Annotated in this window: 18 protein-coding genes and 1 pseudogene; 7 read left to right on the top strand and 12 right to left on the bottom strand. The window is 68.4% G+C overall.

Annotated elements, in window-relative coordinates; translation table 11 throughout:
* Positions 1 to 6: 6 nt before the first annotated feature.
* The 9 genes and pseudogenes from EAS64_RS12540 to EAS64_RS12500 form a co-directional block, all read right to left on the bottom strand.
* Positions 7 to 1,296 (bottom strand): DNA cytosine methyltransferase, encoded by a 1,290-nt coding sequence (locus EAS64_RS12540; RefSeq protein WP_246115641.1) that lies wholly within the window; start codon positions 1,294 to 1,296, stop codon positions 7 to 9.
* 46 nt (positions 1,297 to 1,342) lie between these two features.
* The gene (locus EAS64_RS12535) at positions 1,343 to 1,549 is read right to left on the bottom strand and encodes a hypothetical protein (RefSeq protein ID WP_222849255.1); all 207 of its coding nucleotides are present in this window, start codon (positions 1,547 to 1,549) and stop codon (positions 1,343 to 1,345) included.
* Between the two features lie 62 nt (positions 1,550 to 1,611).
* A pseudogene (locus EAS64_RS12530) lies at positions 1,612 to 2,055 on the bottom strand (alpha-L-arabinofuranosidase family protein); the annotation flags it as partial.
* Positions 2,056 to 2,071: 16 nt separating this feature from the next.
* Entirely contained in the window at positions 2,072 to 2,986 is a 915-nt protein-coding gene (locus EAS64_RS12525) for a glycoside hydrolase family protein (protein WP_145853084.1), read from the bottom strand.
* Positions 2,983 to 3,885 (bottom strand): carbohydrate ABC transporter permease, encoded by a 903-nt coding sequence (locus EAS64_RS12520; RefSeq protein ID WP_145853083.1) that lies wholly within the window; start codon positions 3,883 to 3,885, stop codon positions 2,983 to 2,985. Before EAS64_RS12520 ends, EAS64_RS12525 begins: the two co-directional genes overlap by 4 nt.
* Positions 3,882 to 4,844 (bottom strand): carbohydrate ABC transporter permease, encoded by a 963-nt coding sequence (locus EAS64_RS12515; RefSeq protein WP_187365866.1) that lies wholly within the window; start codon positions 4,842 to 4,844, stop codon positions 3,882 to 3,884. Before EAS64_RS12515 ends, EAS64_RS12520 begins: the two co-directional genes overlap by 4 nt.
* Before the next feature lie 11 nt (positions 4,845 to 4,855).
* A complete protein-coding gene (locus EAS64_RS12510) occupies positions 4,856 to 6,211 on the bottom strand; it encodes an ABC transporter substrate-binding protein (RefSeq protein WP_145853081.1) in 1,356 nt (451 codons plus the stop codon).
* A 6-nt stretch (positions 6,212 to 6,217) separates the two neighbouring features.
* The gene (locus EAS64_RS12505; protein ID WP_145853544.1) at positions 6,218 to 7,072 is read right to left on the bottom strand and encodes a glycoside hydrolase family 43 protein; all 855 of its coding nucleotides are present in this window, start codon (positions 7,070 to 7,072) and stop codon (positions 6,218 to 6,220) included.
* Between the two features lie 8 nt (positions 7,073 to 7,080).
* Positions 7,081 to 8,151, bottom strand: a complete 1,071-nt coding sequence (locus EAS64_RS12500; protein WP_145853080.1) for a LacI family DNA-binding transcriptional regulator — start codon at positions 8,149 to 8,151, stop codon at positions 7,081 to 7,083.
* Positions 8,152 to 8,438: 287 nt separating this feature from the next.
* Between EAS64_RS12500 and EAS64_RS12495 the strand changes: the two genes are divergently transcribed.
* Positions 8,439 to 9,524, top strand: coding sequence for a TRM11 family SAM-dependent methyltransferase (locus tag EAS64_RS12495; RefSeq protein ID WP_145853079.1), 1,086 nt, complete (start codon positions 8,439 to 8,441; stop codon positions 9,522 to 9,524).
* 3 nt (positions 9,525 to 9,527) lie between these two features.
* On the opposite strand, the gene EAS64_RS12490 is transcribed toward EAS64_RS12495, so the two are convergent.
* Complete coding sequence (locus EAS64_RS12490) at positions 9,528 to 10,643, bottom strand: hypothetical protein (RefSeq protein ID WP_145853078.1); 1,116 nt, start codon at positions 10,641 to 10,643, stop codon at positions 9,528 to 9,530.
* A 190-nt stretch (positions 10,644 to 10,833) separates the two neighbouring features.
* Here EAS64_RS12490 and EAS64_RS12485 point away from each other — a divergent pair, with 190 nt between their 5' ends.
* Complete coding sequence (locus tag EAS64_RS12485) at positions 10,834 to 11,454, top strand: hypothetical protein (RefSeq protein ID WP_145853077.1); 621 nt, start codon at positions 10,834 to 10,836, stop codon at positions 11,452 to 11,454.
* A gap of 50 nt (positions 11,455 to 11,504) precedes the next feature.
* Here the strand turns inward: EAS64_RS12485 and EAS64_RS12480 are convergent, their stop codons facing one another.
* The gene (locus tag EAS64_RS12480) at positions 11,505 to 12,686 is read right to left on the bottom strand and encodes a cytochrome P450 (RefSeq protein WP_222849253.1); all 1,182 of its coding nucleotides are present in this window, start codon (positions 12,684 to 12,686) and stop codon (positions 11,505 to 11,507) included.
* A 264-nt stretch (positions 12,687 to 12,950) separates the two neighbouring features.
* Here EAS64_RS12480 and EAS64_RS12475 point away from each other — a divergent pair, with 264 nt between their 5' ends.
* Positions 12,951 to 13,958, top strand: coding sequence for a Rieske (2Fe-2S) protein (locus EAS64_RS12475; RefSeq protein WP_145853076.1), 1,008 nt, complete (start codon positions 12,951 to 12,953; stop codon positions 13,956 to 13,958).
* Positions 13,955 to 14,329, top strand: coding sequence for a Rieske (2Fe-2S) protein (locus EAS64_RS12470; protein WP_145853075.1), 375 nt, complete (start codon positions 13,955 to 13,957; stop codon positions 14,327 to 14,329). Before EAS64_RS12475 ends, EAS64_RS12470 begins: the two co-directional genes overlap by 4 nt.
* A gap of 62 nt (positions 14,330 to 14,391) precedes the next feature.
* On the opposite strand, the gene EAS64_RS12465 is transcribed toward EAS64_RS12470, so the two are convergent.
* On the bottom strand, positions 14,392 to 15,081 hold the full coding sequence (locus tag EAS64_RS12465) for a gamma carbonic anhydrase family protein (RefSeq protein ID WP_222849252.1): 690 nt from the start codon (positions 15,079 to 15,081) through the stop codon (positions 14,392 to 14,394).
* Between the two features lie 222 nt (positions 15,082 to 15,303).
* On the opposite strand from EAS64_RS12465, the gene EAS64_RS12460 reads away from it, so the two are divergent.
* From EAS64_RS12460 to EAS64_RS12450, 3 genes are all read left to right on the top strand, one after another.
* The gene (locus EAS64_RS12460; protein WP_145853074.1) at positions 15,304 to 15,633 is read left to right on the top strand and encodes a heavy metal-binding domain-containing protein; all 330 of its coding nucleotides are present in this window, start codon (positions 15,304 to 15,306) and stop codon (positions 15,631 to 15,633) included.
* A 280-nt stretch (positions 15,634 to 15,913) separates the two neighbouring features.
* Positions 15,914 to 16,261: a helix-turn-helix domain-containing protein gene (locus EAS64_RS12455; RefSeq protein ID WP_145853073.1), complete on the top strand. Its 348-nt coding sequence runs from the start codon at positions 15,914 to 15,916 to the stop codon at positions 16,259 to 16,261.
* A 431-nt stretch (positions 16,262 to 16,692) separates the two neighbouring features.
* Entirely contained in the window at positions 16,693 to 18,231 is a 1,539-nt protein-coding gene (locus tag EAS64_RS12450; protein WP_145853072.1) for an extracellular catalytic domain type 1 short-chain-length polyhydroxyalkanoate depolymerase, read from the top strand.
* Positions 18,232 to 18,462 lie beyond the last annotated feature (231 nt).

Below are 18,462 nucleotides of genomic sequence, written 5' to 3'. Positions count from 1 at the left end.
GGAGCGTCAGCTGATCCTGGCCGGATTGACGAAGGCCTCGTGACGGAGGTGATCGTCCTGGCCGGTGAAGGCCTTGAACGTGCCAAGCCGGTAAGCGTCGCCGGCCCTGCCGGAACGCACCTCGATGGAGAAGTCGTGCCTGAGATGGGCAAGGTGCCGCTCGAATGCGGGGACGTCAAGCGGGACGGCGAGGCGGCGCACGATCTCCTCCCTGGTGAGGAACCCGCCGTCGTCGCGCAGCACCGCGTAAACGGGGTCATGCGTCGTGGCGGACTGCTCGACTAGCTCATGGGGCTCGCCCTGATGGTCGAGGGCTCGCCTGACCTGCTCGCCGAGCGCGCGGGCGACCGGCGGCGGGAACGCGTTTCCGATCTGCCGGTAGTTCGAGGTCTTCCTGCCGGTGAATTCCCACTGGTACTCGCTGCCGTCCCAGCCTTGAATCCTGGCGACCATGTCGCAGGTGAGCTTAGGTACCAGGGTGACCGGGTCGTTGGCCGACGGCGCGGCGTCGGCCACGCCTAGTGCGTCCACGCCGAGTAGCCGCCAGGCCCGCTTAGCGCGGGTCGGCCCCAGGTCGGCGCCGCCGTGCTTCTTGGAACCGCCGACGATCGTCGGTGCTATGTCGTTCGCCCTGGCGGCCCACGCGGCGGCGCCCGGCCACCCGTTGGCCGCCATCAGGTCGAGCAGTGTCTCGCCGACGGTGGCGGTGCTTTCCGGATGCGGCTGTGGCCAGCTGAAGTACGCGAAGTCGTCCGGCCGCATGGCGACAAGCACGAACCGTGGCCGCAACTGCGGCACGCCGTAGTCCGAGGCGTGCAGCAGCCGCCAGTCGGCGGCGTAGCCGAGCTCGGCGAGCCGGTCGAGAACGTGCTGGCGGTAGGCGGCGAACCGGGGCAGCGACAGGCCGCGCACGTTCTCGAGCAGCAGCGCACGCGGCCCGATGGTGCCGCAAAGTTCGATGGCCCAGGCGAACAGGTCGCGCTCGTCGGTCGCGCCGAGCTGCTTGCCGGCGATGGTGAACGGGGGGCACGGCACGCCGCCGGCCAGCAGGTCGATTCCCGCGTACGCGGCCGGGTCCCAGGTATCCGGGCTGGCGACGTCCCCATGGGCGACCTTCCAGTGCGGCCGGTTATGCCGCAGCGTGGCGCACGCGTTCTGGTCAAGCTCGACGGCCAGCTCATGCTCGAAGCCCGCCAGCTCAAGCCCCAGGGACTGCCCGCCGGCGCCGGCGCATATCTCCAGGCAGGTCAGTCGGCGTGACCAGCCCATCCGCGCCTCTCCTGCCGGCTGTCCCATGAACCTGAACATTACAGATTCAGCTGGTCCAAGACCCAGCACAGGCTCAGGTCAGGATGACCGGATTCGTGAGTGCCGCCGCGTGACCGCCAATGTGGCGTACCTCGACCCGGACGAATGCTGACTCCTTCGCGCTGGTGCGCCACTCAACGATGCTGGGGCTGCCACCGGGCAGCGATTCGCGCTGGACCGTGCCCCGGTCGGTATGGAAGCTGACGGTGCCCGATGGCACGCCGCCGATGACTGCCCGCACTATTGCAGGCCCGCCGCCGGTCTCCAGCCGCTCGCCGATTCCGGCGCTGCGGAGCGTGCGGCGCCACCCGGATGGTTGGCGTACTCAAGCAGCTGGACGGCTTCGGCCATTCCCCGGGTGCCCAGGTTGACGGCGAGCATGGGCTCAGCCCCGGTCTTGCCGAGGAACGACATGAACTCGCCGAGGCCGAACTGGTTCGTCTCGATGGACCGCCACGCGGCATCGCGCCGTACGGGGCGCTGGTCTGCCGGTCCTATACCGTCCTCCCAGTCGTACCCGGACACGAAGTTCCCGCCGGGATAGCGGATCACCGTGACACCGAGTTCCCTGATCAGGTCCAGGACATCGGTCCGCAGGCCGTCGGCGTCGGCGGCCGGATGCCCGGGCTCGTAGATGCCTGTGTACACGCAGCGGCCCACGTGCTCGACGAAGGAACCGAAGAGCCGGGGATCGACGGATCCCACCGGGAATGCCGGATCGAGGACGAGCCGGGCCTGGCGTGACATGTGTTTCCCTCTGCGGCTAAGAGACGGGCAGGAACGGGGCGGACAGCGGCTTGTCCCGCAGGCAGCGCAGGCTGCCGTTCGTCACGGCCAGTTCCGCAGCCAGGACGACGGAGCGCCGCGCCTGGTAACTGTCCTTATCGGCCGCGCTCGCGAGGCCGGGGTGGGTGAAGTAGAAGATGAACGCGCGGTCGCCGCATTCGGCCACGTCGGCGTGCCTGCCGACGTCCGTGTCGTCCGGGCCGGTGCCTGGGATGTCGAGGATCATCCCGGTGCGCCGCCACTGCGTGAGGTCGTCAGAGCGGTATGCCGCGAGCCCGCGCCACTCGTCGGTCAGCATCCAGAAGCAGCCGTCGAGCGCGAACACGTTCGGCCCCTCGTGCGCCGCCCCGGTGATGGTCGGCTGCGGTGGCGTCCACGCAGTCAGGTCGGCGCTGTCGCAGGCGTAGGTGTGCGACTCGCGCTCCTCGTCCTTGAACCAGAGCCGGTAGCCGCCCGACGGCAGCCGGCAGACCGCGGCGTCGATCGCGCGCCGGGAGTTCAGGTGCAACGGGCCGAGGTCCGACCAGCGCCAGAGATCGGGGCTGACATAGTGCCGGATCTGCCGGTCATGTCCTTCCCATCGGTCAGGCACGCCCCGGATGTAGGTGACCAGCATGTGGTACTGCCCCTCGGCCCAGAAGACCTCCGGCGCCCAGAAGGTGTTGCGGCCTGGCTCGAAGTCCAGGCCCTGCACGGTCCCGCGGTACAGCCAGCTGCCCCCGCCGTCGCGCGAGACGGCCACGCCGATGTCGGAGCCGTGCACCCACGCCACGCCGGGCCCCGGTGCGCTCGCCCGGCGCTGGGTGTACAACATCCACCATTCGCCGCGTGCCCGGTTGAGCACCACGACGGGGTCGGTCGCGCCATCGTAGACCGGGTCGCGGTAGCTCACTTCAGCCCTGAGGTGGCGAAGCCGCGCACGTAGCTGCGCTGGGCGAACAAGAACAGCAGGAGCACCGGCACGACGTAGATCAGGGCGCCACCGGCCAGCAGGTTATACAGCGGATAGCCCTGGCTGTTCTCATAGCCGGTCGCGACGCCCACCGCGAGCGTCGTATTCGACTGGTTGAGAAACAGGTTGGGCCCGATGAAGTCGCCCCACACCGCGTTGAACGCGAGCACGAACGCGGTGATCAGCAGCGGCCGGGACAGCGGCAGGAAGACCTGGAAGAAGATGCGGAGCTGCCCCGCCCCGTCGATGACGGCGGCCTCCTCGAGTTCCTTGGGGAAGGCGGAGAAGTACTGACGGTAGAGGAAGATCGCGTACGGGGTTCCCGCCGCGCCCCACAGCACCCACGGCCAGTACGTGCCGACCAGGTGGTAGTCGGAGAACAGCAGGTAGGTGGGGATGAGGGTGACGATCGGCGGCACCATCATCGTGCCGATGAGCAGCGCGAACAGCGCGTTCTTGGCCGGGCCGTGCAGCCTGGCGAAACCGTAGCCGGTCAACGCGGAGCTGAACGTCGTCAGTATCCCGAAGACCGAGCTGAGGACCAGCGAGTTCTTGGCCAGCTGCCAGAACGGGATGTACCTGACCGCATCCGCGAAATTGGACAAGCGCAGGAAACTGGGCAGCCAGCGGTTGATGCCCATCTGGTCGGCCGGGGTCAGCGCGCTGATGATGAGCGTGACGAACGGCGCGATCATGACAACCGCGACGACCACCGCGATACCGAACGGGATCGGGCTCCGCCGGGCCAGCCGCCTGGCACGCGAGGGCAGGGATGCCTCCGGGGCGGGGTCTCGCGGTTGGATATCCGTGCCGCCCGCCGGGCTCTTGATCGCGGTCATCTCTTTCCCGCCTTCGGGTCGACCGCATAGAAGACGCTGCGGCCGAGGAATTTGAAGATCAGCGCGGTCATCGCGACGATCACCACGAAGAAGACCACGAGCATCGCCGAACCGTAGCCGTAGCGTGAGTAGTCGAAGAACTGCTCGTAGACGTCGATCATGTAGACGTCGTTGGCCTGCGGGATGTTCGTGGTCTGGCCCATGGAACTGCTGCCGATCGGCGACAGCAGAATCGCGGGAATGAACGTCTGGAGCGTCGTGATCACCGTGAGCACCGTCTGGAACAGCAGGATGGGCGATATCGCCGGCAAGATCACGTGCCGGAACCTGCCGAACGGCCCGGCCCCGTCGACTCGCGCCGCCTCGAGTTGCTCGGCCGGGACGGTCTGCAGCGCCGCCAGGTCGATGATGATGCCGGAGCCGAGTGCCCACAGCAGGACGACGATCAAGACGATGAACGCGTTGCCGCCGGTCAGCCAGTTCAGCGGGTGAACGCCGAAGACGGCGAGCAGCCGGTTGGCGGCGCCGGAGTTCTTGTCGAAGACCACCTTCCAGATCAGCGCGGCGGCAACCGGCGGGACGATGGCCGGGATGTAGATCAGCGTCCGGAGCACCGCCCGGCCGCGCATCCGCTTGTTCAGCAGCATCGCGAGCAGGAGGCTGCCCACGATGGTCACCGGCACCACGATGGCGGTGAGCACCAGCGTCCGCGACAGCGTGGACAGCGTGTCGCCTGATGTCAGCACCTCCTGGTAGTTGGACAGGCCAACCCAGGGCTTGAACGGCGACATTCCGTTCCAGCTGGTGAAGCTCAGGTAGACCGCGTAGCCGACCGGGAACAGCGTCAGCGCCGCCGTCCCGATCAGCCACGGTGAGATGAACCCGTAGAAGGCAAGCCCGCCCCTGAGCCTGCGCAGCGGGCCGGGGCGGCCTCGCGCGGCCGCCCCTGAACCTGACATTGCCGTCGCCGTCATTGCCCCAGCGACTTCTTCCCGGCCGCGAGGACCGCGTTGACGTCCGTGGTGAGCAGGTCGGCGAGCGCGCCGACGGACATCCCGCCGGAGATGGCCCTGGGGAAGTCCTTCGCCAGGGTCGTGTTGATCGCGGTGTTCAGCGCGTATGGTGAGGCGACCTGCACGACCTTGATGTAGTTCAGCTCGTTGTGCTGGGTGGCGACCACCGCCTTCTCGAAGGCGTTGCGCTGCGGCAGGAGCGGCAGCAGGGACTTCAGCGACGGCAGGCCGTCGCCGGCCGCGATCCGCGCCTTGGCGATCGCGCCGCCGCAGTAAGTCTCCATCCAGGCGAAGGATGCCGCCGGGTTCTTGGCCTTCGCCGGAATCCAGTAGCCGACCGCGCCGAACGTCGGGCTGATCCGGGTGGATCCGAGCACCGGCGCCGCGTTGAACTGGAGCTTGCTCTCGAACGCGGGCGCGGTCGTCTCGGTGAAACCGGTGAACCAGTAGCCCTGGCAGGCCATCGCCTGCTTGCTGGCGAACATCTCCGGCCCGTCCCAGTCCGAGGGAGGGTTGACGACCGAGTAGCCCAGCCCTTCCTTGCCCGCGGACACGATCCACTGCAGCGCCTGCCTGGCCTCGGCCGAGGAGAAGTCGACGGTGCTGAGGTCGTCGGAGATGATGCGGCCGCCGGCCGTGGCCACCATGGCGGCGATCCTGTCGATGTCCGGAGTCACGTACCAGAGGCCGAACTGGCTGGTCTTGCCGCCGGAAACCTTCGTCATGGCCTTCGCGGCGGTCAGCAGCTCGTCGTAGCTGACGGGCGTGTCCGCGGCGCGTGGCTTGAGGCCGGCGGCCGACCACATCTCGGTGTTGTACCACCACATCGCGTCCTGGGACCAGTCCTTGGCGATGCCGAAGCGCGACCCCTGGCCCTGCTGCTTGCCGTCCCACTTCCACGCGTCGTTGACCGGCATGATGTCGGACTCTTTAAGGATGGTGGACTGCTCGAAGTAGGAGTCCAGGTTCAGGGCGAGGCCCTGGCTGGCGATGTACGGGGTGACGTCGGTGCCGGCATCGCGCACCAGGTCCGGCGGGTTCCCCGCCGCGAGCATCGCGTTCAGGCGGGTCGGGTCGGTGTTGATCTGGGTGATCTTGAGCTGCGGATAGAGCTTCTGGAAGGCCGCGACCTGCGCAGAAGTGATCTCGCCGGTGGGTGACATGATCGTCAGAGTGCCTGGCTTGACGTCGCTGACCTTCGGGGCCGAGTTGCTGCCGCCGTCAGAGCCGCACGCGGCTAGGACGGCTCCTCCGGCGAGCGCGCCGAAGCCCTTGAGAACGGATCTGCGGGAGAACGCTGGTGGGTTGTTCATAGGGATTTACTCCTCGAACTGGAATCTCAACGGTGAGCTGGGCGGAAGAGTGAGGACGGACGCATGCCGCGCGCCTTGCGGAACGACGACCCCGGCGGGCGCCCACGAGAGGCCGTCTCGGCTCGATACGGCGCCGTAGCGGCCTTCTAGAAAGTGATCGAAGATGAGGACCCATTCGCCGTCGCGGCGGAACAGCGCCGGTCCCTCCACGGGTGCGGGGCTTACCGGCCCGTTCGTCGGCTCGAAGGGGCCGCCCAGGCTGGTGAACGCGGTGATCTTGATGTGCTTGTGGCCAGTGGTGAGTTCGTTGACTCCGCGTTCGTCCTTGAATGCCATGACGAACCTGCCGCCGTCGTGCACCACGGTCGCGTCGATCACCGAGAAACCGGGATCGAAGAACAGCCCCGCGGGGGAGTAGCTGCGGAAATCCGTTGTCACGCAGCCCCAGATCCGGTGATCCTGGCCGGTGTTCTGCCAGTCCCTGTCGCCATCTGTGTCGCCCGGATCCACCGCCGACGACCAGATCAGCTGGTAGCACTGGCGATCGGGGACGTAGAAGAACTCCGGCGCCCAGGCGTTGTGCGCCCCGGGGACAGCGGTCATCACGGGCATCAGCTCCGGGGACGACCAGGTGCTCAGGTCGGCGGAGACAGCATGCAGGATGGCCGGGCTGGCCCAGCCGTCGGTCGCCAGCAGGTGAAACATGCCGTCCGGGCCGAACCCGATGAACGGGTCGCGCAGCGCCCCGGTTCCCACGCTGCTGCGGAGCAGCGGTGCGCCGCCATTGACGGGGGTGAAGTGGTGACCGTCCCTGCTTACGGCCATGTGCAAGGCCTCATCTTGGGCAGTGAAGTAGGACATGACGAAGGTCACTGATCGTCACCGTGCGAGGGGGTGGCGCATTCGTCTTCCTCGCCGGCCGCGGGCAAGGCGTCAGCAGGCGGGGCGGTCGTCCCTCGCACGATCAGGTCGGTGGGCATCTGCATGTTCTCCATGAGCAGCGGGCGGCCGTCGATCAGGCTGAGCAGCATGCGGGTGCCGAGCTTGCCCATGTCGTGCAGCGGCTGGCGCACGGTGGTCAGCGCCGGGAACGTCTGGGCCGCCTGCGGCAGGTCATCAAAGCCGACCACGGACAGGTCGTCGGGCACGCGCAGCCCGCAGGCGCGGGCCGCATCCACGGCACCGAGCGCGATCAGGTCCCCTCCGGCCATCAGTGCGGTCGGCCGGTGCTCGGCGATCAACGCGGACGTGATCCGGAACCCCTGGGTATAGGTGAAATCGGATTCGGCGACCAGGCGCTCATCGAGGTCGACGCCGGCCAGCCGGAGCGCGTCGTGGAAACCCTTGTAGCGCAACTCCGAGCTTTCCAGGTCGGCGATGCCCTTGATGTACGCGATCCGGGTGTGGCCGAGTTCCAGCAGGTGCTCGGCTGCCTGCCGGGTTCCGCCGTAGTTGTCGACGGTGACCCTGGGCAGCGACGCGTCAGTGCGCCGCGGGTCGATCACCACGCACGGCAGGTTCTTGCGGCGCAGCGCCTCCAGCGTGGCGTCCTCAAGGGCGGGGGCCACCATGAGCACGCCGTCCACCAGTCCGCGGGCGAGGAACTGTGTGCGCTCCAGTTCACGCACCGCCTCCTGGTACGTCGCGCTGATGAGCATCTCTCGCTCATCGGAGGCCAGTTCGTCGGCGATGCCCCGGACGATCTCCAGGCCGTACTGCCCCGTCAGGTCGAGGGTCATCACGCCGATCAGCCCGGTGCGGCCAGCCTTGAGGTTGCGCGCCGAGAGGTTCGGCTGGTAGCCCAGACGCTCGGCGGCATCGAGCACACGGCGCCTGGTCTCCTCGGACGCTCCCGGCCGCCCATTGAGGACGTTAGAAACGGTCATCGCAGAGACGCCCGCCTCCTCGGCGACCTGCGAGATCGTCACCCGATCGGACACCGCTTGTCTCCATTCATGTGGAAGCTTTATGGATTATTTACGGCAAAGTTTTAGGCGTGGCAGTCACGCGACCCATAGCTGGGAAGTCTTCTCAGTGACTCAGGGACACCCCAGGTGAACCGGCCTGTCAGGTCGGGCTCGCCTGTGTTTAGAGGGACATTAACGTTAAATACGATTCAACGTCAACACCTAAAGTACGAACCGCAAGAAGAGCTTGATTCCGCCCACTGCGGCGCTCCGCGGGGTGGTGAGGCGGCTCTGGCCGAGGCACTAGGCTGTTGGATCTTATGAGCCGCTACGCCTTCCTCATCCTTCCGTCGCACAACCGGGTCTACGCCGGGGCCGCGCCCGCGCTCGCGCGCGCCGAACTTGCGGTGCTCGGCAGCGCCCTTCCCGATGGGAAGATCGACGCGGACAGCATCGGTGAGGCGGTCATCGGCGGCGTCCCCTACGTCACGTTCGAGGCTGGCGAACTGTCCGGGCGGGACACGGGGCTGTTCGGCAACCTGTCGTCGCTGTACGCGCTGTTCGAGGCCGGCGGCGAGGAGGGAGCCGAGGTGCTGCGTCCGGTGACGCTGCGGCGGCTCGACCGCTACGACGACGATCTGCTGACCATCTTGAAGTACCAGGGGAAGACGAACGAGCAGTTCACCAAGCTGCTGCTCAACGTCACCCTCGCCGCGTCGGCGTTCGCCGGCGACACCGGCAGCCGCCGGCTCGCCGTCCTCGACCCGCTGTGCGGGCGGGGCACCACGCTGAACCAGGCCATCATGTACGGGTTCGACGCCTACGGCGCCGACATCGACGGGCGCGACATCGAGGCGTACGCCATGTTCCTCCAGCGCTGGCTCAAGGACAAGCGCCTGAAGCACCAGGCGGACTTCTCCCCGGTGCGGCGCGACCGCCGGGTGGTGGCCAAGCGGCTCCGGGCGGAGTTCGCGGCTGCCAAGGAGGACTACAAGGCGGGCGACGTGCAGCGCGTGGACGTCGTGGAGGCGGACACCAGCCGCGTCGGCGAGTTCTTCAAGCGGGAGACCGCCGACCTCATCGTCACCGACCTGCCGTACGGAGTCCAGCACGGCAGCCACGGCGCAGGGAAGCCGCAGCCGGGCCGACCGCAGCCGGGCGGACACGGCCTGGCAAGGAGCCCGCTCGAACTGCTGCGGTCCGCGGTGCCGCACTGGGCGGCGGTGCTGCGGCCGGGTGGCGCCATCGGGATCTCCTGGAACACCATGGTCGCCCGCCGCGAGGACGCGGTCGAGATCCTCGCCGCCAGCGGGCTAGACGTCCTCGACGAAGGCCCGTTCCGTGACTTCAGGCACCGTGTCGACCAGGCGATCACGCGCGACATCCTTGTCGCCCGCAAGCGCTAGCCGTCAGGGGATCGCGCCCCGCTCGCCGATAGCGGTGCAGCCGCCGGTCTTCGCGCAGCTCACGCCGTAGAAGACGGACATCTTGCCGGGGCCGGGACCAGGGACGCGTGCTGCCTTCCAGTTGGCGCCGTCCCAGGTGAGCGCGGCCGCGCGCTGCCCGGTGTCCGGGCCGTCGCTGCCCACCGCGACGCAGTCGTTCGCGGTACGGCAGGAGACGGCGGACAGTTCGGCGTAGTCGCCGGCCTTCGGGCCGCGCCAGGTAGTGAGCTTCCAGGTCCTGCCGTTCCACATCTCGAGGAAGGACGTGATGGGGGAGCCGTGCGACGCGTAACCGAGGCCGGTGAACGCGCAGTGCTCACGGGTAGCGCAGGAGAGCCCGCTGTACCCGGCGGTGCTCATACCCGTCGGCGCGGGCGGCCTGAGCCGGGTGAATGACCTGCCGTTCCAGCTGGCGGCGGCGGGGACGGTGCTGCTGCCGGCTGACTCTCGGCCGGCAACCATGCAGTCGGTCACGGTGGTGCACTGGACCGAGTCGAAGTACTCATCCGCCACGGTGTCGGGTGTCGGCACTGACATCATTGACCACGCGGAGCCGTTCCAGGTCCAGATGATCTCCCCCCTGGGAACATTGCCCGTCACCACGCAACGGTTGACGGCGGGGCAGGAAACGCCGCCCATCTCTTCCAGGTCGCTGGCCGTCGGAAGCGGCAGCCTGACGGCGGGGGACAGGGACGCCCCGTCCCAGGACATCGCGTACGGGCGCGGAAGCCCTCGGTCGCCTGGGTCGTACTCGCCGACCGCGAGACAGTAGCCGGCCGCGGGGCACGACACGCCCGTCAGGGTCGTTCGCGATCCGGGTTTCCCTGGCGCCTTGACGGCCACCGTCCGCCAGGTGCCCGCGTTGAACGCCTGCACGACGGGCACCGACGTGCGCGGCGTGCCGCGCTCCGCCGATCCGACTGCGAGGCAGGCGGTCGCCGATGCGCAGGAGATGGTGTTCGCGGTCGGGTAATTCTCGTCGAAAGTGCTCGAACCGCCTTCGGATTCCGCGCGCCACGCCACGATCGCGGCGCCCGCCGCCAGCGTGACCACGACCAGCCCGGCCATCATCCTGCGCACAGAAGCACCTCTCGAGAGGGTGCAAAGCATAGCAAGGATGGCACTCGTGCCACCGGGCACACGGCTTTCCCGGGGCGGCATTCACGTGCGTTGAAACAGGCGTTCGCCGACTGCGGCAAATGGTACGTTTCGGGCGTCCATCAGGCGACATTCAGTTTCCGCTAAGGCCGGTGACGCTTTGACCTTCCGGATGCGCGCACTCCTGCCCGCCGTCGCGCTCGCGGCGACGCTGATCGTGGCGACCGCCGGCTGCCAGAGTTCGAGTTCGGCCACGGCGGGCGGTACCACGACCGCCTCGGCGGGGAGCTCGGCCAGTCCGTCGCTGTCGATCTCGGCGTCGGTGTCCCAGCCGTCGCTGGTGCCAGCGTCGCCGTCGGACTCCCCGGTCAGCGTCCCCACGGCGCATCAGCCCACCGTGTACTTCGCCGAGGGCGGCGACACGAACGGCACGTCAATGCACGCGTCAGGCTGCTCGGCCGGCTGCCCGCTGTCCGGCGACGGCACGACATCGCTGTGGAACATGACCTGGCCCACCTGGAATCCCACCGTCGCGATCGGCACCGGGACCGAGAAGATCGACGACTGCAACCCGTCCTGCGCCACGGGCAAGCTTTACCCGGTCAAGGTGACCGTCACGTTCCGCGACGCGGTCCTGGTCTGCACCAGCCAGCACGTCGCACGCTACTACTGGACGCGTGCCTCCTTCGCCTGGCCCGCCGGGCTTCCGACGGCGCTGTCCGGTGACAACGCGCCGGTCAACCCGGTGACCTACGCGAACATCACCGCCGAGTCGACACCCTCGTGCGGCTAACGGACGCCTGACAGGACGGCCGCGGACCAGGACAGCTTGATCACTGCCTGCTATTCAGCGTGCTGGTCCCACAGGACGCGCACCGCCAGCGGCTTGCGGAAGACCAAGCCGCGGGGCGGCGCGCTGCCTTCGCTGTCGAGGCGCAGCCCCGGCAGTTCGCCGAGCAGTGCGAGCATGCACGTCCTGGTCTCCAGCCGGGCCAGGTGCGCGCCGAGGCAGAAGTGCGGGCCGTGCGCGAATGCCAGGTGGCCCCGGGCATTCGCCCTCCGCACGTCGTAGCGGTCCGGTTCCGGGAAGACCGCCGGGTCCCGGTTGGCGCCGGCGATAGAGACGACGACCAGGTCGCCGCTACGGATCCGCGCCCTTCCCAGCTGCGTGTCGCGGGTCGCGTATCGATCCACCACGGCGGCCGCGGGCTCGAGCCGCAGCGACTCCTCGATCGCGTTGTCCACCAGGCCGGGATCGCGTCGCACGAGTTCCAACTGCTCGGGATGGGACAGCAGGTGCAGCGCCGCGTTCGCGATCATGCCCTCGGTGGTCTCGATTCCGCCGAACATCAGCACCGCCGCGTTCGACACGACCTCAGGCACCCCGAGTCCGCCCTCGGCCGCCGCGACCAGGATTGATTCCCGTCGCTCCGCGAGCGTCGCCTCCACACTGCCGCGCAACTGCCCGACGGCCACCGCGCCCTCCGGATCGGCGGGCCGACCCGCCGTCAGGTCGTCCACCGCGCGCACGATCCGGTCGTACCAGGAGAGCACCGCCGCCGCGTCGGCCTCGACCAGCCCGAGCGCGGCGGCCACCACCGCGACCGCCAACGGCCCGGCCACCTCCCGGCGCAACTCGGCGGTCCCCCGTCCGCGCAGCGGCCCGAGCAGCAGATCAGTCTCCTCGGCGATGACACGGGCAAAGCGCTCGCTCACGTCTCGCGCCCGGAACGGATCGGCAAATGGCCCACGATGCCGCGCGTGCTCCGGCCCGTCGGTCGACAGCATGCTCGGCCCGACCACCCGCGCAGTGGTGAAGCGGGGGTCGTCCACTGTGTACACCTCAGCCGCGCGCATCACCTCTAGCACCAAGTCGCGCCGGGTGACCAGCCAGCCGCCCAACTCCGGCACCCAGCTCACCGGCTCGGCACCCAACAGCAGGGCGAGCCGCGGATGCGGGTCGGTAGCCAGCTCAGCCAGCGTCGTAGCGGCACCCAGCGGGAACTCCCGCGCCGTGTCAAACACTCGCTGAGGCTAGCACCGGGCTCTGGGTGGCCATGATGGCGGCGCTGCGGTCGATCAGCGAGTGGCAGAAATGTGCTCGCGGTCCTGCGCTACCTCAAGACGGACTGAACCTCCGGCCGGTGCCGGGCGGGTGGCAAGCGCGAAAGCCGACGCGGGGCGGGTCGCGCCGCGCATGTGCAGCAAGGTGAGACAAGCAGAGTGAGCGATGGCATAGAAGATTCTTCTGACGATCGAGCCAAAGCTGACGCCACCCTGGAGGAACCGATGCGAACAGGCAGCGGCCAGGCCGACGATCTGACAGCAGTCGGCCAGCAGGCCGAGCCGGCTGTCAGTTCCCTGTGCGCTGCCACCCGGTTGGTGACTTGGCACAGCGATCTCGCTGCCTGGGTCGACCGGCTCGGCTGGCTCCGTACCCTGAGCGACCGGCTGACCGCCGTGCTGGGGCCAGTTCGCGAACGGCACCAGGACAACCTTGCCGTTGAGCTGCTGCATGGCGGCCGATGGGCCGGCCACCCACTGCACCCGGCACTTAGCGACCTGCCCATCGGGCTGTGGGCAGGCGTCATGGTGCTGGACGCTATGGACCGCGACCCGGCTCCGCGGCGCGGAATCGACGCCGCGGGCAAGCTCAGCGCGGCCGGCATCATCGCCGCGGGCGCTACCGCCTTGACCGGCCTGAACGACTGGACCGTCAGCAACGATCAGGACCGTCGCGTCGGTCTCTTCCACGGCTTGCTCAATACGGCGGCCCTTGGGCTGCAATGTGCCTCCCTTGGCACCCGTATGGCCGGTCACCGTGGCACGGCACGCGCTTTGGCTGCGGCCAGCCTGATGGTCACGGCCGCGGCGGGTTACCTTGGCGGTCATCTCGTATTCACCAGAGGTGTGATGGTCAGCCGGGTAGCGTGGGCCGCCGGGCCGCGGCGCTGGACCCGCGCGCTGCAGGAGGCCGACCTGCCGGACGACTCGCCGACCCCGGTCGAGGCTGAGGGGCGCCAGATCATGCTGTACCGCCACGGCGGCAGCCTCTACGCCATCGACAACATCTGCAGCCACGCCGGTGGCCTGCTCAGCCGCGGCGCGGTCGCAGAACTGACTGTGACTTGCCCGCTGCACGGGTCCCGCTTCGCGCTCACCGACGGATGTATCAGCCGTGGCCCGGCAAGCCAGCCGCAACCCGTGCTCCCCACCCGGATCCGTAACGGCTGGATCGAGGTGCGCGGCAGCCAGCCGGCGCCCCGGCGGCCCGCAAGTGGAAGGACACGGCCATGACGTTCGCAGTCGTCGCGAACCTCGACGACCTAGAGGTCGGCGACACCATGCTCGTTGACGAGCTGAGCGAGCCGATCTGCCTCATCCGGCTAGCTGATGACGACGTCAGGGCGATCCACAACACCTGCACCCACCAGCAGCAACCCCTGCACGAGGGCACCCTGCAGGACGACGACACGCTGGTCTGCGCCGCCCACGCATCCCGCTACGACCTGACCACCGGCGAGGCCGTCGGTCCGTTCGCCTGCGGCCCCATCCCGGTTTACGCATGCAAGATCGAAGACGACGCCATTTGGGTCGACCTTGACCAGCAGCTGAACGACGCACCCATCCCTCGTCCTCCAGCACCCGGGACACGGGGCGAGCGCTAACGCCGGGCCCGCCGGCGATGAGGACGGGCCCGCTGGTGCGGTGCGAGCCCGTGCCCGGCGGGCTAGGGCGCGTCCTCCCGGGCGAGCAGGTGGCGCTCGTCAGGGACAATACGATCTCGGTGATGCAGGGCTAGCCCTCGAGCGTAACGGCGGGCAATGTCAGGCATCGGCGAGCTGGCGCCCACCCCGAAGACTGTGCCCGGATAGTCCAGCGGCTCCATGATGGAGCGGATGCGGTCCCAGTCTCCCGGCGCCACCAGTTCGGCCGGGTGTCCGCCGGCGAACCAGCCCATCGGCACCGCCGTACCGGCCGGGACGACAGTATTGACGTAGACCACCGCGTTGAACCCGACCTCCGCCCCGGCTTCGATGCGAGCGCCGTTGAACACTGTGGCGCCGGTCGCAATCAGCGAGCCGCCCTCGATCACGCACCCGGTCAGGTGAGCGTGCGGGCCGACTAGTACCTCGTCACCGATATGGGTTTCCTGGCCAGGCACGCCCCGGACGACCGCGTTCTCCATGACTACGCAGTTCTGCCCGATCTCTACCGGGCCGCCCTCGGCGGTGATCACCGCCCCGAACAGCACCCGGCTGTGCGGGCCTACAGTGACATCTCCGGCCAGCACGGCCGTCGGCGCGATGTAAGCCGACTCCGATACCAGCGGGGCCTTCAGCCGGTGCTCCACGAACAGCGCACCACGCCCTACCACTGGCTGGGGAACCGGATATTCGACCGCATTCACATTCGTCACCCCCGTGCCGTCTCCGGCGTAACCTGCCGGTCCATATGCTCATCCTGCCCGGCGGCCCTGGCTCCCACGCAGTCACTTAGCGTAAGCGACAGAGACGGCGCGTGCCCAGGTGCCGCCGAGCCCAAGGTTGGCGGTGATCGCTTTGGGGGCGGGCTGGGTATGGTTCGCGTGTCGCGCTTCGTCCGGGCCGGGCGAGTGTCGTGCGCGGGCGGGAGGTGGAGCATGCTGCTGACGACGACCAGCACGCTGCAGGACAGGCACATCGAGGAGTACAAGGGAGTGGTGTCCGGGGAGGCGATCCTGGGCGCGAACGCGTTCCGGGACATGTTCGCGGGCATCCGCGACATCGTCGGCGGCCGGTCCGCCGCCTACGAACGGGAGCTGCAGCGGGCCAAGGACCTCGCGCTCAGCGAGATGACCGGGCGGGCCCGGGACACTGGGGCGAACGCGGTCATCGGCATCGACCTCGACTACGAGACCGTGGGCCAGAACGGCTCGATGCTGATGGTCACCGCGAGCGGGACGGCCGTGGTCGTGAACGAGCGCGGCTAGGCGGGCCGCCCGCCGCGCGGGCCGCACGTGCTGTCGGCGCTCGCTTGTCCGGCTGGACAGGACGGAGGAGGCCACCGCCATCACCAGCCGGCTGCGCCACCTGGCCGAAGCCCGGGACCACCCGTGGGCCGCCGCGACGGCCGACCGGTGCGCCGCGGCCATCGCCCTCGCGTCCGGGTATGACGAGGACGCGGCCGCCCAGCTAGCCGCCGCCGCGGCTGCCCTGGGCGAGCTCGGCCTGGGCTTCGATCGTGCGCGCTCGCTGCTGTGGCTCGGCCAGATGGCCCGGCGGGCCAGGAAACGCGCGATCGCGTACGGCTTCCTGCAGGCCGCAGCCGCCGCCTTCGATGAGCTCGGCTCGGTCGGCTGGGCCGAGCAAGTGCGGGCCGAGCTCGCCCGCCTCGGCGCCAGGCCCGCACCGGACAGCGAGCTGACAGCCGCCGAGCTGCGAGTGGCCGCCCTCGCGGCCGAAGGCATGTCGAACAAGCAGATCGCCCAGCAGCTCTTCACCGCCGTGCACACGGTCGAGGTCCACCTGGTCCACGCCTATGCCAAGCTCGGCGTCCGCTCCCGCGCCCAGCTCGCAAGCCAGCTGAGCCGGCCGCGCACCAAGCGGCCCGAGGACTGAGGGCTCCTTTGCCTGGCCTGGCCCGCCCGCGCCGGCCACGCGTCACGCCACCATCACCCGCGCCGGCCACGAACTAAAAACGCGGGACCAATCCACAAAGCGCCGTTGACCCCACGCGGCGCGAAATCCGATAGTTTTCGGAAAGGGAAATTGAAATTTTCAATCCGGCCCCGCCTCGCCCCAAACCCCGAGACAGTTCGGCGCGCGAGTCTATTCGCCCTGCTGGCGCCATCCGCCGCGATTGCACGTTAGCGGAAACGCGTAAAGCGCGGCAAATTGCGACCGCGCTCCTCTGGCGATCGAGGTAACCGAGGGGTGTAATAACGGGGAAACAAAGCCGAGAAGATCCGAAACATTTTCGGGACCTCTCTGTGTTGCTCCGGCTAAAGCCGAAGGGATGCGAAGTACCCAAAGAAGGGACAGGACAGAGCATGAAGAGATGGCTGAGAGCGCTGTTCGCCGCCTGCGTGGCCACGCTGACGGCGGCCGGGCTTCTGATGGCGGTCTTGTCCGGGGCGCCCCCTGCGAAGGCTGCCTCGCTCGTGCAGGTGACGAACTTCGGAAACAACCCGTCCAACAACAAGATGTACATCTACGTGCCGAACAACGTCCGGGCCAATCCGCCCATCTTGGTGGCCCTGCATCAGTGCACTGGCACCGGGCCCGGTTTCTTCGGAAGCACGGCGTTCGCCTCACTGGCCGACCAGTATGGGTTCATCGTCATCTACCCGGATGCGAACAGGAGCGGCCAGTGCTGGGACGTCTCCTCCACCCAGGCGCTGACCAGGAACGGCGGCAGCGACCCCGTCGGGATCATGTCGATGATCACCTACACCGAGCAACACTTCAATGGCAACCCGAGCCAGGTGTATGTCACCGGTGCCTCATCTGGCGCGATGATGACGAACGTTCTGCTGGCCGATTACCCGGACGTGTTCAAGGCCGGCGCGGCGTTCATGGGCGTGCCTTATCACTGCTTCTTCACCGGCACCGTCGACGGCTGGAACTCCGCCTGCGCGAACGGCCAGGTCAGCATGACCGCGCAGCAATGGGGCGATCTGGTCCGCAACACGGCCGACCCCGGGTATAGCGGGCCTCGGCCCCGGATGCAGCTGTGGCACGGCACCGCGGACGGAACGCTTAACTACAACAACTTCGGTCAGGAAATCCTGCAGTGGACGAACGTGACGGGCGTCAGCTCGACCCCAGTCTCTACGACTACTCCGGTGTCGGGCTGGACCGAGACGATGTACGGCAGCACGAGCAACCCGCCGGTGGAGGGCATCAGCATCGCCGGCGCCGGCCACGTGCTCCCGATCGCGGGCACGGGGATGGAAGCCGACGCGATCGCGTTCTTCGGCCTGAACAACCAGTCGCAGGGCAACACCGTCACGGTGACCAATCCAGGTAACCAGACCAGCGCGGTCGGCACCGCGGCCAGCGTGCAGATCCACGCGACCGATTCCGGCTCCGGCCAGACGCTGACCTACAGCGCCACCGGGCTGCCCGCGGGCCTGTCGATCAACGCCTCAAGCGGCCTGATCAGCGGCACGCCCACCGCACAAGGCACGTCCTCGGTGACCGTGACCGCCAGGGACGGCACCGGCGCGTCCGGCTCGGCGAGCTTCACCTGGACGGTCAGCAACACCGGTGGCGGCACTTGCCACGTGACCTACACTCGCAGCAGCCAGTGGGCCGGCGGCTTCACCGCGCAGGTCGTGATTGGCAACACTGGCTCGGCCGCGATCTCCAGCTGGTCGCTGACCTTCACATTCCCTGGCGACCAGAAGATCACCAGCAACTTCAACGGCGGCTTCAGCCAGAGCGGTGAGAACGCGACGCTGACCAACGCCAGCTACAACGGCAGCATCGCGCCGGGCGGCTCCGTGTCCGTCGGCTTCCAGGGCACCTGGACTAGCAATGACACGTCGCCGACCAGCTTCGCCCTGAACGGCGCCTCCTGCGGTTAGGGGTGCCTGGCAGGCCGGATCAGTCGGTGGCCGTACCGCCTGACCCGGCCTGCCGGCATAGCCGGCCCGGTTCGCTATCCGGCGAGCGCGCTTTGGGAAGTGCTTCCGTCCCTGGATGCGCGTTTCATGAGAATTTCATGGCGACGACCCTGCCGCCGCAGTTCGGCAGGCGCTCCGCGACTGACAGATTGACCGGTTTAGCCGACGAAACCTACCGTGAGCGGCACCGTC

The organism is Trebonia kvetii (assembly GCF_007827045.1).
GTDB lineage: Bacteria > Actinomycetota > Actinomycetes > Streptosporangiales > Streptosporangiaceae > Trebonia > Trebonia kvetii.
Note: the sequence above shows the minus strand (reverse complement) of the source record. Positions and strands in the feature narration are given on the sequence as shown.

Bases quoted from the DNA above. Each gene is read 5' to 3' on its own strand.
- EAS64_RS12540 (WP_246115641.1), bottom strand. From the start codon at position 1,296: ATGGGACAGCCGGCAGGAGAGGCGCGGATGGGCTGGTCACGCCGACTG.
- EAS64_RS12520 (WP_145853083.1), bottom strand. From the start codon at position 3,885: ATGACCGCGATCAAGAGCCCGGCGGGCGGCACGGATATCCAACCGCGA.
- EAS64_RS12515 (WP_187365866.1), bottom strand. From the start codon at position 4,844: ATGTCAGGTTCAGGGGCGGCCGCGCGAGGCCGCCCCGGCCCGCTGCGC.
- EAS64_RS12510 (WP_145853081.1), bottom strand. From the start codon at position 6,211: ATGAACAACCCACCAGCGTTCTCCCGCAGATCCGTTCTCAAGGGCTTC.
- EAS64_RS12505 (WP_145853544.1), bottom strand. From the start codon at position 7,072: ATGTCCTACTTCACTGCCCAAGATGAGGCCTTGCACATGGCCGTAAGC.
- EAS64_RS12495 (WP_145853079.1), top strand. From the start codon at position 8,439: ATGAGCCGCTACGCCTTCCTCATCCTTCCGTCGCACAACCGGGTCTAC.
- EAS64_RS12485 (WP_145853077.1), top strand. From the start codon at position 10,834: ATGCGCGCACTCCTGCCCGCCGTCGCGCTCGCGGCGACGCTGATCGTG.
- EAS64_RS12475 (WP_145853076.1), top strand. From the start codon at position 12,951: ATGCGAACAGGCAGCGGCCAGGCCGACGATCTGACAGCAGTCGGCCAG.
- EAS64_RS12470 (WP_145853075.1), top strand. From the start codon at position 13,955: ATGACGTTCGCAGTCGTCGCGAACCTCGACGACCTAGAGGTCGGCGAC.
- EAS64_RS12460 (WP_145853074.1), top strand. From the start codon at position 15,304: ATGCTGCTGACGACGACCAGCACGCTGCAGGACAGGCACATCGAGGAG.
- EAS64_RS12455 (WP_145853073.1), top strand. From the start codon at position 15,914: ATGGCCCGGCGGGCCAGGAAACGCGCGATCGCGTACGGCTTCCTGCAG.
- EAS64_RS12450 (WP_145853072.1), top strand. From the start codon at position 16,693: ATGAAGAGATGGCTGAGAGCGCTGTTCGCCGCCTGCGTGGCCACGCTG.